The sequence below is a fragment of the Streptomyces sp. NRRL F-5122 genome (assembly GCF_001507435.1).
Lineage (GTDB): Bacteria > Actinomycetota > Actinomycetes > Streptomycetales > Streptomycetaceae > Streptomyces > Streptomyces lannensis.
Window position 1 is genome coordinate 24,790 of record NZ_LMWH01000105.1, and the last position, 14,156, is coordinate 38,945.

At 70.1% G+C, this 14,156-nt stretch carries 10 protein-coding genes; 5 read left to right on the forward strand and 5 right to left on the reverse strand.

The window, feature by feature from the left end:
* The first annotated feature begins 295 nt into the window (after positions 1–295).
* From ADL25_RS12555 to ADL25_RS12565, 3 genes are all read left to right on the forward strand, one after another.
* The gene (locus ADL25_RS12555) at positions 296–5,236 is read left to right on the forward strand and encodes an NAD-glutamate dehydrogenase (protein WP_059127775.1); all 4,941 of its coding nucleotides are present in this window, start codon (positions 296–298) and stop codon (positions 5,234–5,236) included.
* Between the two features lie 222 nt (positions 5,237–5,458).
* On the forward strand, positions 5,459–5,971 hold the full coding sequence (locus tag ADL25_RS12560) for a GtrA family protein (RefSeq protein ID WP_234380884.1): 513 nt from the start codon (positions 5,459–5,461) through the stop codon (positions 5,969–5,971).
* A gap of 179 nt (positions 5,972–6,150) precedes the next feature.
* Positions 6,151–7,563 (forward strand): hypothetical protein, encoded by a 1,413-nt coding sequence (locus ADL25_RS12565; protein ID WP_059127867.1) that lies wholly within the window; start codon positions 6,151–6,153, stop codon positions 7,561–7,563.
* 150 nt (positions 7,564–7,713) lie between these two features.
* On the opposite strand, the gene ADL25_RS12570 is transcribed toward ADL25_RS12565, so the two are convergent.
* Both ADL25_RS12570 and ADL25_RS12575 read right to left on the reverse strand, forming a co-directional pair.
* Positions 7,714–8,586, reverse strand: a complete 873-nt coding sequence (locus ADL25_RS12570; RefSeq protein ID WP_059127776.1) for an ABC transporter ATP-binding protein — start codon at positions 8,584–8,586, stop codon at positions 7,714–7,716.
* The gene (locus ADL25_RS12575) at positions 8,579–9,496 is read right to left on the reverse strand and encodes an ABC transporter permease (protein WP_059127777.1); all 918 of its coding nucleotides are present in this window, start codon (positions 9,494–9,496) and stop codon (positions 8,579–8,581) included. The genes ADL25_RS12570 and ADL25_RS12575 overlap by 8 nt, the downstream gene beginning before the upstream one ends.
* Before the next feature lie 260 nt (positions 9,497–9,756).
* Here ADL25_RS12575 and ADL25_RS12580 point away from each other — a divergent pair, with 260 nt between their 5' ends.
* Positions 9,757–10,383, forward strand: a complete 627-nt coding sequence (locus ADL25_RS12580) for a TetR/AcrR family transcriptional regulator (protein WP_059127868.1) — start codon at positions 9,757–9,759, stop codon at positions 10,381–10,383.
* Between the two features lie 127 nt (positions 10,384–10,510).
* On the opposite strand, the gene ADL25_RS12585 is transcribed toward ADL25_RS12580, so the two are convergent.
* Positions 10,511–11,485 carry an ADP-ribosylglycohydrolase family protein gene (locus ADL25_RS12585; RefSeq protein WP_059127778.1) on the reverse strand — a complete coding sequence of 325 codons (975 nt, stop codon included), beginning with the start codon at positions 11,483–11,485 and terminating at the stop codon, positions 10,511–10,513.
* A gap of 28 nt (positions 11,486–11,513) precedes the next feature.
* On the reverse strand, positions 11,514–12,113 hold the full coding sequence (locus tag ADL25_RS12590) for a TetR/AcrR family transcriptional regulator (protein ID WP_059127779.1): 600 nt from the start codon (positions 12,111–12,113) through the stop codon (positions 11,514–11,516).
* 98 nt (positions 12,114–12,211) lie between these two features.
* Between ADL25_RS12590 and ADL25_RS12595 the strand changes: the two genes are divergently transcribed.
* A complete protein-coding gene (locus ADL25_RS12595) occupies positions 12,212–13,144 on the forward strand; it encodes an oxidoreductase (protein ID WP_059127780.1) in 933 nt (310 codons plus the stop codon).
* Between the two features lie 17 nt (positions 13,145–13,161).
* Here ADL25_RS12595 and galE read toward each other — a convergent pair whose 3' ends face one another.
* Positions 13,162–14,136, reverse strand: coding sequence for a UDP-glucose 4-epimerase GalE (gene galE / locus ADL25_RS12600; protein WP_059127781.1), 975 nt, complete (start codon positions 14,134–14,136; stop codon positions 13,162–13,164).
* Between the last annotated feature and the right edge of the window lie 20 nt (positions 14,137–14,156).

Here is a 14,156-nt window from a genome sequence, read left to right on the forward strand (position 1 = left end):
GACATCCGTGACCGGGCGGCGGTCGCTGATCCTGGCAGGCGGGGCCGGTCGCAAAGGGCGCCGCAGGCGCCCGGCACGGCTACCGGAGCGCCGGGGACGCGAGAGGCGCCCAGTGCGCCGAGACGAGCGTCACAGTCGCCGAGGGTGCCGGAATTGGCCGATAAGCCCCCACCTTTCTCTCCGTGCGGCATAGCGTCGAACCAGACCGGACACCCCGCGTCGCGGCGTTACGTCGGAGAAGAGACCGTATTTCCTTCTACGTCACGCAACGGCGCGCGACAGGAGCCAGAGGACAATGCAGACCAAGCTGGACGAAGCCAAGGCCGAGCTGCTCGAGAGGGCTGCCCGGGTAGCTGAGAACAGCCCGGTCGGGGGGCACCTACCGACTGGGACGACGGGCGAGGGCACCCCTGACCGGGACACCGTGCTCGCGTTCCTCCAGCGCTACTACCTGCACACCGCCCCGGAGGACCTCGCCGACCGTGACCCGGTCGATGTCTTCGGAGCCGCGATCTCGCACTACAGACTGGCCGAGACGCGCCCGCAGGGCACGGCCAGCGTGCGGGTGCACACCCCGACCGTGGAGGAGAACGGCTGGACCTGCAGCCACTCCGTCGTCGAGGTCGTCACCGACGACATGCCCTTCCTGGTCGACTCCGTCACCAACGAGCTGTCGCGGCAGGGGCGCGGAATCCACGTCGTCATCCACCCCCAGTTCGTCGTCCGCCGCGACCTGACCGGCAAGCTCCTCGAGGTGCTGCCCGACGCGGCCGGTGGCGAGCTGCCGCACGACGCGCACATCGAGTCGTGGATCCACGTCGAGATCGACCGGGAGACCGACCGCGCCGATCTGAAGCAGATCACCGCGGATCTGATGCGTGTCCTGTCCGACGTCCGCGAGGCCGTCGAGGACTGGGAGAAGATGCGCGAGTGCGCGCTGCGCATCGCCGAGGGGCTCCAGAAGGAGGCCGTGCCCACGGACCTGCCGGTGGCGGAGCTGGAGGAGGCCGGCGAGCTGCTGCGCTGGCTGGCCGCCGACCACTTCACGTTCCTCGGCTACCGCGAGTACGAGCTGCGCGAGGACGACGTGCTGGCCGCGGTGCCCGGCACCGGGCTCGGCATACTGCGATCGGACCCGAGCCACGCCGGCGACGACCAGCACCCGGTGAGCCCGTCCTTCGAGCGGCTGCCCGCCGACGCCCGTGCCAAGGCCCGTGAGCACAAGCTGCTGGTCCTCACCAAGGCCAACAGCCGTGCCACCGTGCACCGGCCCTCGTACCTCGACTACGTCGGCGTGAAGAAGTTCGACGAGCAGGGCAACGTGGTCGGCGAGCGCCGCTTCCTCGGCCTGTTCTCGTCCGCCGCCTACACCGAGTCCGTGCGCCGTGTGCCGGTCATCCGGCGCAAGGTCGAAGAGGTGCTCAGGGGTGCCGGGTTCTCACCCAACAGCCACGACGGCCGCGACCTGCTCCAGATCCTGGAGACCTACCCGCGCGACGAGCTGTTCCAGACCCCGACCGACGAGCTGCGCTCCATCGCCACCTCGGTCCTCTACCTCCAGGAGCGTCGCCGGCTGCGGCTGTACCTGCGTCAGGACGAGTACGGGCGCTACTACTCGGCCCTCGTCTACCTGCCGCGCGACCGCTACACCACCGGTGTCCGACTGCGGATCATCGACATCCTCAAGGAGGAGCTCGGCGGCACCAGCGTCGACTTCACGGCCTGGAACACCGAATCGATCCTCTCCCGGCTGCACTTCGTGGTCCGCGTCCCGCAGGGCACGGAGCTGCCGCAGCTGTCCGACGTCGACAGGGATCGCATCGAGGCGCGCCTGGTCGAGGCGGCCCGCTCCTGGAGCGACGCCTTCACCGAGGCGCTGAACGCGGAACTCGGCGAGGAGCGCGCGGCCGAGCTGCAGCGCCGTTACGCGGGCGCCTTCCCCGAGGGGTACAAGGCCGACCACACGCCGCGCGCCGCGGTCGCCGACCTCGTGCACCTGGAGCAGCTGACCACGGAGGAGGGCGGCAGGAAGTTCGCTCTCAGCCTGTACGAGCCCGTGGGCGTCGGTCCCGGTGAGCGCCGCTTCAAGATCTACCGCAAGGGCGAGGCGGTGTCCCTGTCCGCCGTGCTGCCGGTCCTCAACCGGCTCGGCGTGGAGGTCATCGACGAGCGCCCGTACGAGCTGCGCTGCGCGGACCGCACGATCGCGTGGATCTACGACTTCGGCCTCCGGCTGCCCACCTCGCTCACCGACAACGGCGAGATCCTCGGCGACGACGCCCGTGAGCGGTTCCAGGACGCCTTCTCCGCCACCTGGACCGGGCAGGCGGAGAACGACGGCTTCAACGCCCTGGTGTTGAGCGCCGGGCTCACCTGGCGTCAGGCGATGGTGCTGCGCGCATACGCCAAGTACCTGCGCCAGGCCGGTTCGACCTTCAGCCAGGACTACATGGAGGACACCCTCCGCAACAACGTCCACACCACCCGGCTGCTGATCTCCCTCTTCGAGGCGCGGATGTCGCCGGAGCGGCAGCGCGCCGGGGTGGAGCTGACCGACGCGCTGCTGGAGGAGCTGGACGCCGCTCTCGACCAGGTCGCCTCGCTCGACGAGGACCGCATCCTGCGCTCCTTCCTCACGCTGATCAAGGCGACCCTGCGCACCAACTTCTTCCAGGAGGCCAGGGGCGGCAAGCCGCACGACTACATCTCCATGAAGTTCGACCCGCAGGCCATCCCGGACCTTCCGGCGCCCCGTCCGGCGTACGAGATCTGGGTGTACTCGCCGCGTGTCGAGGGTGTGCACCTGCGCTTCGGCAAGGTCGCGCGCGGTGGTCTGCGCTGGTCCGACCGGCGTGAGGACTTCCGCACCGAGATCCTCGGTCTGGTCAAGGCGCAGATGGTGAAGAACACCGTCATCGTGCCGGTGGGCGCCAAGGGCGGGTTCGTCGCCAAGCAGCTGCCCGACCCGGCCGTGGACCGTGACGCCTGGCTCGCGGAGGGCATCCGCAGCTACCGGATGTTCATCTCGGCCCTGCTCGACATCACCGACAACATGGTGGCCGGCGAGGTCGTACCGCCCGCGGACGTGGTCCGGCACGACTCGGACGACACCTACCTCGTGGTCGCCGCGGACAAGGGCACGGCGACGTTCTCGGACATCGCCAACGAGGTCGCGGAGAAGTACGGCTTCTGGCTGGGCGATGCCTTCGCCTCCGGCGGCTCGGCGGGCTACGACCACAAGAAGATGGGCATCACCGCCCGCGGTGCCTGGGAGTCCGTGAAGCGGCACTTCCGTGAGCTGGGTGTCGACACCCAGACCGAGGACTTCACGGTCGTGGGCATCGGCGACATGTCCGGTGACGTGTTCGGCAACGGCATGCTGCTGTCCAAGCACATCCGCCTGGTCGCGGCCTTCGACCACCGGCACATCTTCATCGACCCCCATCCGGACGCGGAGACCTCGTACGCCGAGCGCCGCCGGCTGTTCGAGTTGCCCCGCTCCTCGTGGGCCGACTACAACACCGAACTGCTGTCGGGCGGCGGCGGGGTGTTCCCCCGCTCGGCCAAGGCGATCCCGATCAACGCGCACATCCGCGAGGCGCTCGGCATCGACGGCCGCATCGCCAAGATGACCCCGGCCGACCTGATGCGCGCCATTCTGAAGGCGCCGGTCGACCTGCTGTGGAACGGCGGCATCGGCACCTACGTCAAGTCCTCCGTGGAGTCGAACGCGGATGTCGGCGACAAGGCCAACGACGCGATCCGCGTGGACGGACGCGACCTCCAGGCCAAGGTGGTCGGCGAGGGCGGCAACCTGGGCCTGACGCAGCTCGGCCGGATCGAGTGCGCGCAGCAGGGCGGAAAGATCAACACGGACGCCATCGACAACAGCGCGGGCGTGGACACCTCCGACCACGAGGTGAACATCAAGATCCTGCTCAACGCTGTCGTGGCCAACGGCGATCTCACGGTCAAGCAGCGCAACCAGCTGCTCGCCGAGATGACCGACGAGGTCGGCACCCTGGTGCTGCGCAACAACTACGCGCAGAACGTGGCGATCGCCAACGCGCTGTTCCAGTCGAAGGACATGCTGAACGCGCAGCAGCGGTTCATCCGCCACCTGGTGCGTGAGGGCCACCTCGACCGGGCGCTGGAGTTCCTGCCCACCGACCGGCAGATCCGCGAGCGGCTCAACTCCGGCCAGGGCCTGACCGGCCCGGAGACCGCCGTCCTGCTGGCGTACACGAAGATCACGGTCGCCAAGCAGCTGCTGGAGACTGAGCTGCCCGACGACGCGTATCTGCGCAGCCTGCTGCACGCCTACTTCCCGACGGCACTGCGCGAGCGGTTCCCGCAGCAGATCGACAGCCACGCGCTGAGCCGTGAGATCGTGACGACCCTGCTGGTCAACGACACGGTCAACACGGGCGGTACGAGCTTCCTGCACCGTCTGCGCGAGGAGACCGGCGCCTCGCTCGAGGAGATCGTGCGGGCGCAGACCGCGTCCCGCGTCATCTTCCACTCCGGCGCGATGTGGGACGCGGTGGAGGACCTCGACAACAAGGTCGACGCCGACGTCCAGACCCGGATCCGGCTGCATTCCCGCCGGCTGGTCGAGCGCGGCACGCGCTGGCTGCTCAACAACCGGCCGCAGCCGCTGCAACTCGCCGAGACGGTCGAGTTCTTCGCGGAGCGTGTCGAGCAGGTCTGGAGGGAGCTGCCCAAGCTGCTGCGCGGCGCGGACCTGGAATGGTGGCAGAAGATCTACGACGAGCTGACGAGCGCCGGGGTCCCCGACGAACTCGCCACGCGTGTCGCCGGGTTCTCCTCCGCCTTCCCGGCGCTCGACATCGTCTCGGTGGCCGATCGCATGGGCAAGGACCCGATGGCCGTCGCCGAGGTCTACTACGAACTCGCCGACCGGCTGGGGATCACCCGGCTCATGGACCGCATCATCGAACTGCCGCGCGCCGACCGGTGGCAGTCCATGGCCCGCGCGTCGATCCGTGAGGACCTGTACGCGGCCCACGCCGGCCTGACCTCCGACGTCCTGGCGGTGGGCAACGGCAGCTCCACGCCGGAACAGCGGTTCAAGGCCTGGGAGGAGAAGAACGCGGCGATCCTCGCGAGGGCGCGCACCACCCTCGACGAGATCTCCGGCTCGGACTCCTTCGATCTCGCGAATCTGTCGGTCGCGATGCGCACGATGCGCACGATGCTCCGGGCGCACAGCTAGGCCGGGTGCGGCCGGTCCCCGGTCGACGACGGGGGCGTCCCAACACCGTTGGGGCGCCCCCGTCCGCGTGTCCGGGCGTCCTCCTCCGGCGCGCCCTCCCTGCCCCGCTTTCTTGCCAACACCTTGGGCAATTCCGGCGTTGAATTTACCGTTTCCTGCTAAACGGGACATTTGGGCTAGGGTTTGGCCTGATCGCCGGACGAGTGTGGAGGACCCGTACCCGTGACAGTGAACCTCTCCGAGCAGCGACCCCAGGTCGCTCGCCCGGTCGCCGAGACCGTCGTGCCCGCCCCCGTCCCGGCGTTCGCCCGGGTCCGGCGGCTCGCAGTCGAGGTGGCCAAGTTCGGGGTCGTCGGCGGCAGTGGTGTCGCGGTCAACTTCCTCGTCTTCAACTTGCTGCTTCACGGGGTGAGTTGGGCACCGATGACGGCGACCGTGATGGCGAGCGTCGTCGCGATGGGCACCAACTACCTGGGCTTCCGTTTCTTCGCCTACCGGGACCGGTCCTCGCGCACCCGGCAGCAGATCGCGCTGTTCTTCGTCTTCAGCGGGATCGGCGTGATGATGGAGAGCCTGCTGTTCTACATCGGCTACCACGGGCTGGGCATGAACGGTTCGCTCGGCTCCAACGCCGCCAAGGCGCTGTCGATCGTGCTGGCGTCGGCGTTCCGCTTCCTGGTGTACCGGACGTGGGTCTTCCAGCACGAGGCGAAGCAGGGCGCCGGAGCGCGATGAGCCTGGCGTCCGAGGGGGCGGGCGGGGCAGAGGGGGCAGGGGGAACGACCGGGACGGCCGGGTCGGGCACGGGGAGTGAGGGACCGAAGCGCTCCCGTGACGCAGGCACCCGCACCGGAGCGCGGCGCGGAACGACCGGGGCCGCGCAGTGGGCGATTGCCGGCCTGATCGTCGTACTGATGCTGCTCGTGATCGTCCGGCTGCCGTGGGACGGCGATCTCGGCATGCACGCCGCGACCGTGGAACGGCTGCGGCACCGGCTCCTGGACCCGGGCAATCCGCTGGTCGACGAGAACACGCCGAGCCCCTACTACTCGCCGTGGACCGTGTTTCTCGGCGTTGTCGCGCGCTTCACGGGACTGTCCGTCTGGGTCGTGCTGCGCATCGGCGCGCTGATCGGTCTGGCGCTGCTGGTGACAGGCCTGTGGCGATACGTCCGCACACTGAGCGATCGGAGTGCCGCACCGCCGCTCGCCCTGATGTGCGTGGTGTTCCTGTGGGGCACCCAGGTCTTCAAATGGAGCGGCTTCCTCGGGCTCAACTCGCTGGCGCTGACGGTGGCTTACCCGAGTGTGTTCGCGCTGGGACTCGCCTTCCACTTCTGGGCCGCGCTGGCACGGGCGCTGAAGGGGGAGCCCGCGGCTCCGGCCGTCTTCCTCGGGCTCGGTGCGCTGTGGGCGGTGATCCTGCTGAGCCATCAGTTCACCGGCGTGGTGGCGACGCTCGGGGCACTGGCGACGGTGGTGGGGGCGCGGGCCGGCCGCCGGGCCCTGCCGCGGCTCGGGGCCGGGATCCTGCTGGGGGTCCTGATCCTGTCGGTATGGCCGTACTACGACTTCTTCGCACTGTTCCGCGTGGGGGGCCTCGAGACGATCCACCGGGCGCTCTACGAGGATCTGTTCGCACGCTTCTGCCTGCTGCTGATCGGGGTGGCGGCGCTGGCGGTCCGGGCGCGGCGCGATCCGCGGGACCCTCTGGCGCTGTTCTTCCTGCTCGGGGTGGCGGTGTTCGCGGCGGGCGGGCTGAGCGGGCACTACTCCTGGGGCCGGGCGCTTCCGGCGGTGCTGATCCCCGCACAGATCGCGGCGGCCGTGGAGGCGGCCGGGGCGGCATACGGGACGCTGCGCAGGGCCGCAGCCGGTGTGCTGGCCGCCGCGCTGGCCGTCGGGGCCTGGACGCAGGTGCAGACCGTGGGCTATGTGGTGGGGCGCAGCGCACTGCCCGGGCCGGTCGCGGCGAAGTACCGGGTGCCGTGGACCGGATACCACTGGATCACGCCCTGGGTGCGGTACGGGGACGTGGTGATGGCGAAGACCTATCCCGCGCGGCAGATTCCCGCGTACGGCGCGTACACCGTGGCTCCGGGGTATCCGGACTTCTTCCTGCCGGACGAGGAACGCCGGATGTCGGCCGTGGAGACGTACTTCGCAAGGGCCGTGCCGCGGAACGCGCGTCTTCGTGCACTGCGGTCCTACGGCGCGCATTGGGTGGTGCAGGGGCCCTCGGACGGCGGACTGCCGCCGGGAGACCGGGCGTTGCGGCGGGTGGCCGCGGGGCCGGGGGGACAGGTTCTGTACGAGGTGGAGCGCTGAGGGGTCGCCTCGCGCGGCCGGCCGGCACCACGTGTCCCGCACCCGCCGCCCGAGCGGCGGACCATGGCCCCGCGATCCACGACGACCGTGAGCGTCACCCGGCCGCCCCCGGCGCACCGTCTCGCCGGGGGCCTGGCACGCTGCCGCGCCTCAGGAGGAGAGGGGCGCTTCCGCGGCCGCGGGTTCCTGCTTCTGGGGCTTCGGCTTCTTCGGATTCGGCCGCTTGGGCTTGCTGCTGCCCTCCGTGAACTCCTCGTACGCCTCGAGGACCTCCTCGGTCGGCCCGTCCATGCGCAGCACACCGCGCTCCAGCCACAGCGCCCGCTCGCAGGTGTCGCGGATGGACGCGTTGCTGTGGCTGACCAGGAACACCGTGCCTGCGTGCTGGCGCAGTTCGCGGATGCGCTTCTCGGAGCGCTTGCGGAAGGAAGCGTCACCGGTGGCCAGGGCCTCGTCGATGAGGAGGACGTCGTGGTCCTTGGCGGCGGCGATGGAGAACCGCAGCCGGGCGCCCATGCCGGAGGAGTAGGTCCGCATGGGGAGGGTGATGAAGTCGCCCTTGTCGTTGATGCCGGAGAAGTCGACGATCTCCTGGTAGCGCTCCTTGATCTCCTCGCGGGACATGCCCATGGCGAGGCCGCCGAGGTAGACGTTCTTCTCGCCCGTCAGGTCGCCCATGAGGGCCGCGTTGACGCCGAGGAGGGAGGGCTGACCATCGGTGTAGATGGCGCCGTTCTCCACCGGGAGCAGCCCGGCCACGGCCTTGAGCAGGGTCGACTTGCCGGACCCGTTCGTGCCGATCAGGCCGATGGCCTCGCCCTTGTAGGCGGTGAAGGAGACGTTCTTGACGGCGTGCACGCGGCGCACGCCGGCCGCCTTCTCCGCCGTCTTGCGGCGCAGCATGCGGTTGAGCGCGGCGGTGGCGGAGCCACGACCGGCCCCGGTGCCGTTGACGCGGTAGACGATGTCGACGCCGTCGCAGATGACGGTGGGGATGCGCTGGTCGCTGTTCGGGTTAGCCACGGCCGTACGTCTCCTCAGCCTTCCAGAAGTAGATGAAGCCGCCGACACCGGCGAGCAGGGCCCAGCCCGTCGCGACCACCCACACGTGGGGCGGCAGCTGGCTCGCGTGAAAGCTGTCGATGAGGGCGAAACGCATCAGGTCGATGTAGACGGCGGCCGGGTTGGCCTTGAGTACGGGAGCCACCCAGCTCGGCAGACCGCTCTGCTGATCGGTCAGCTTGTCGATGCTCCACATGACGCCGGAGATGTACATCCAGGTGCGCAGCACGAACGGCATCAGCTGGGCGATGTCCGGGGTCTTGGCACCCAACCGCGCCATGATCATCGAGACGCCGGCGTTGAAGGTGAACTGCAGGATCAGGGCCGGGATCGCCAGCAACCAGGAGGCGGCGACCGGCACGCCGAAGAAGAGCAGGATCACGAGCAGGGCGGCCATCGAGAACAGCAGCTGCTGGAGCTGCTGGAGGCAGAACGAGATGGGCAGCGCGGCTCGCGGGAAGTGCAGGGCCCGGACCAGCCCGAGGTTGCCGGAGATCGCACGGGTGCCGGTCAGGATCGAGCTCGATGTGAACGTCCAGATGAACACGCCCGTGACCAGGAACGGGATGTAGTCCGGCACGCCCTTCTTGGTGTGCAGCAGAACACCGAAGATGAAGTAGTACACCGCCGCGTTCAGCAGCGGGGTCATGACCTGCCAGACCTGGCCGAGCTTCGCCTGGGCGTACTGGGCGGTCAGCTTGGCGGTGGCGAACGCCGAGATGAAGTGTCGCCGCGCCCACAGCTGACGGACGTACTCCGGCAGGGAGGGACGGGCACCGCTGACCGAGAGGCCGTACCGTGCGGCGAGCTGCGCCGGGGTCTCGGCCGATTCGGTGGCCGTGGGGGGCGGTGTGTCGAGGACCTGGCTCACATCCGCTGCTTTCGCTCGGGGGGTCGGGTGCGCGAACCGGTCCGCAGTCTTCCGCTGGATCGACCCCGGTGACTCCGCTTTCCGGCTTTTCTCACGTTTTCTTGCCGGGGTCTTGCTCTGCTTTAGGGTCTTGTACAGCTCTTGGGGGTTCGGACGACTGCTCTTTGCGTCGGGACGGGACCGTATCGTCGCATCGCGAGCCTAAGCCGATCTGACGTCGGAACGCAACCGTATCGTCGTAACGCCCTATGCTGGTCGGCATGACCACGAACGCCGGCACTTCCCAGGTGAAACGGCGCCGCCGGGCCCCAGCGGGCGCGGCCGTCCTCCGCGAGGACGTGACGGAGGCCATTCGCGCAGCCGTCTTCGAGGAACTCGCGGCGGTCGGCTACGCCCGAATGTCCATCGAGGGCATCGCGCGCAGGGCGGGCGTCGGCAAGACGGCGGTGTACCGCCGATGGCGCTCCAAGCTGCACCTGGTCCTCGACCTGGTCTCGGCGGTGGCGGTCCAGGGCCTGCCGGCCCCCGACACGGGTTCCCTGGAGGGGGATCTGAGACTCCTGTACGAGGTGACGTCCCGCGCCCTGCGCCATCCGGTGGCCGGCCAGATCATCCCGGACCTCCAGGCGGAGGCGGCCCGCAATCCGGACATCGCGGAGGCCATGCAGAAGGCGCTGCGCGAGGGCCAGCAGAGCGTCGCGAGCGGTGTCGTCGCCGCGGCCGCCGCTCGCGGTGAGATCAGCGACGGCATCGACGTGGACCTGGCCCTCGACCTGATCTCGGGCCCGCTGTACTGGCGGGCGGTCGTGGTACGCGGCCCGAAGCTGCCGAAGGGATACCTGGCGGGACTGGCCCGGGCCACGGCGGGGGCACTCAAGGCGCTGTGAGGGCGCCGGCGCGTACGGCGGCGCCTCGGCCCGGTCCACCGCCGCGCCGATGGCGCGCCGAAGCGGTGTCCAGTCGCACAACCGACCGGTGAGATGCGACACGTGACGGCGGTCGCTCCACGACGATTCAGCCGGCCTCGCCTCCCGGGGACGCGAGCCGCCGCGCCAGACCCACGAGTTCCGGCCCGCTCAGCACACGGTCGCCGAAGCCCGGCAGCGGCACGTGCAGCGGCTGCGTCCAGCGGACCGGGATCGCGGCCGGGCCGTGCACGGCTCCGGCGAGACCCCCTGTCACCGCCGCGACCGTGTCCGTGTCGCCGCCGAGGTCGACGGCGGCGCGTACGGCGTCCTCGTACGACGTGGTGGTCCGCAGGGCCCAGACGGCGGAGCCCAGGCACGGCCAGACCGCGCCGTTGAACTCCGTCGCCAGGTCCGGATGCCAGTCAGGGGCCAGGACCTGCGCGTAGCGGGCGCGGTGGCCCGGATGGACGGCGCCGAGGGTCTCGGGAACTGCCTCGAGCGGGTCCCCTCCGGTGAGTGCCACGCGGATCAGCTCGTGGAAGATCGCCGTGCCCTCCCAGGCCGCCCGGTCCCCGTGGGTGAGTGCCGCGATCCGGCGGGCTGCGTCCATCGTGGCTTCCCGGCCGTGCGGAGCGAAGTACACGGCCGAGGTCGACGCACGCATCAGCGCACCGTTGCCCGCCGCCCGCCCGTTCGTCTGGAAGTGCAGTGCCGCCGCCAGGTCCCAGGGGTCGCCGCCGGTGAGAACCGCCTCGGTCGCCAGGCCGATGTCCTTGGGGCCGGCCGCCGCCCAGCGCCGGAACCGGGCGAACACGTCCGGGAGCTCGAGTCCGCCGTGCTCCAGCAGCGACTCCCCGACGAGCACCGCCATCTGCGTGTCGTCGGTCGCCTCACCGGGCTCCCAGCCGCCACCCCCGCACATCCCGGCGCCGTCGGCCGGTGCCGGGAAGCGTGCCGAGAACGCGCCCTCGGGGCCGAACTCGAACGGGGCGCCGAGTGCGTCGCCGGCGGCGGAGCCGAGGACCGCGCCGATCGCGCGCAGAGTGCGGGAGAGGGGGGCGGGGCCGTGGGAGTCGGTCATCGGAAGCGTACGGGTGACCCGACGGCGCTCACGCCCCCGGGGCGCAGCCCCGGAGGATGTACGCCACCAGTTCGTCCAAGTCCTGTCCGCGCATCTCCTCCGGCAGGGAGTCGCTCGCGGCGAGAGCGGAATAGCCGTGGAGGGTGGAGAAGACCCCGATGCCCACGCGCTCCACAGGGCCCTCGCGCACCTCTCCGCGGCGCTGGCCCTCGACGATCAGGCTCATCATCTGCTCGGTCCACCGCTGGGAGGCCGCGCCCAGTGCCTCGGACGCCTCGGGGGTGTGCTTGATCGAGTACATGAGGTCGAGCAGCTCGGCGTTGGCGACGGCGAAGTCGACATAGGAGCGCGCCCCCGCCGCCAGCTGGTCGGCGAACGACTCGCCCGCCTCCTCCAGGGCCGCCGTCATCCTCTGTGTGATCCGGTCGAAGCCGACGAGTGCCAGGGCGTCCAGCAGTGCCTGCTTGTCCTTGAAGTGGCGGCTCGGGGCGGCATGGCTGACGCCCAGGTCGCGCGCGAGTTCCCGGAGGGACAGCGCGGCGGGTCCCTTCTCCCGGAGCGTGTCCTCCGCGCCGGCGAGCAGTGCGGCGCGGAGGTCTCCGTGGTGGTAACGACGAGGGGTCTGCATGAAGGCAGTCTATCGAGGATGTGATCGGCGCCTACATTGTGGGCAGCGACACCATTGTTGTCATTGACAGCATTGTTGGCGACGCCTACATTGAAGTCATGCCTCAGACATCGCGTAAATGGAACATCTCCGACATCGCCGATCAGAGCGGCCGCACCGCCGTCGTCACCGGCGCCAACAGCGGTATCGGGCTCGCGGCCGTCGACGCACTGGCCCACGCGGGCGCTCATGTGGTGCTCGCCGTGCGGGACGTGCGGCGCGGCGAGGCCGCCGCCGCAACCGTGCGCGGCGCGAAGGGAAGCGTCGAGGTGCGCCGCCTCGACCTCGCCGACCTCTCCTCCGTAGGGGAGTTCGCCGCGGGCTGGCAGGGGGACCTCGATCTGCTGGTCAACAACGCCGGTGTCATGAACATCCCCGAGGCCTCCACCAAGGACGGCTTCGAGATGCAGTTCGGCACCAACCACCTGGGGCACTTCGCCCTGACCAACCTGCTGCTGCCGCACATCACCGACCGTGTGGTCACCGTCTCCTCCGGCGCGCACCGACTGCCGGCCGGTATCCACATCCACTTCGACAATCTGAACCTGACCGGTGAATACGCGCCGATGGTGGCGTACGGCCAGTCCAAGCTCGCCAATCTGCTGTTCACGCTGGAGCTCCAGCGCCGCCTCGCCGAGGCGGGTTCACCGTTGCGGGCCCTCGCCGCGCATCCGGGCTGGGCCGCGACCAACCTCCAGGGCCACGATGCCAGCGCGGTGCGCCGGGTCGCCATGCGGATCGGCAACCGCGTGCTCGCCCAGGACAACAAGTCGGGCGCGCTGCCCACCCTGTACGCGGCGACCCGGGATCTGCCGGGCGCGAGCTATGTGGGACCCGACGGTCTCGGGGAGATGCGCGGCGCGCCGACCCTGGTCGGCCGCTCCCACGCGGCCAGTGACCCGGAGTCGGCCCGCCGCCTGTGGACGGTCTCGGAGGAACTGACCGGGATCGTGTTCCCGCGCCTTTCGCAGCGCACGAAGGCGACGACCTGAGGGCCGCCGCCCGGGCCCTATGCCCGCGCCGGATGCCTGCGTACCCACCCCTCCCACGCCGAGGTGATCATGTCCTCCACATCGTGCTTGGCCGTCCAGCCCAGTTCGCGGGCGATGCGGTCGGCCGAGGCGACGACCCGGGCCGGGTCGCCGGGGCGGCGGGGGGTGACCGTGGGCGGAGTGCCGTAGCCGGTGATCGCGTTGATCCGGTCGACCATCTCGCGGACCGACACCCCCTCCCCGCGGCCGATGTTGAGGGTGAGGTCGGCGCCGGGTGAGGTCCGCAGGGCGCGGGCCGCGGCGACATGAGCCTCGGCGAGGTCGACCACATGGATGTAGTCCCGCACGCACGTGCCGTCCGGTGTGGGGTAGTCGTCGCCGAAGATGCGCGGGGGCGCGTTCTGCGTCAGCTTCTCGAAGACCATCGGGATCAGGTTGAAGACACCGACGTCGGCCAGTTCCGGCGCGGCCGCCCCCGCCACGTTGAAGTAGCGCAGGCACGCCGTGGACAGGCCGGTCGCCCGGGCCGTGGCGCGCACCAGCCATTCGCCGACGAGCTTCGTCTCCCCGTAGGGCGACATCGGCAGGCACGGTGTCTCCTCCGTCACCAGGCTGACGTCCGGCATTCCGTACACGGCCGCGGAGGAGGAGAACACGAACGAGGGAACGCCGGCTCCCGTCACCGCTTCCAGCAGGACGCGCAGGCCCTCCACGTTCTCGCGGTAGTAGTGCAGGGGGAGTTCCATCGATTCGCCCACCTGCTTCTTCGCCGCCAGGTGGACGACTCCCGTCACCGCGTGGTCCGTCAGGGCGCGGCGCAGTGACTCGGCGTCCAGTGTGGACGCCACCACCAGCGGAACCTCGGCGGGCACACGTTCGACGAGGCCCGTGGACAGGTCGTCGTACACCGCGGTCCGCTCGCCCGCCTCGGTCATCGCGCGGACGACGTGCGCTCCGATGTAACCGGCGCCGCCGGTGATCAGCCAGGTCATGTGCGGCCGTCCCCTCGTCA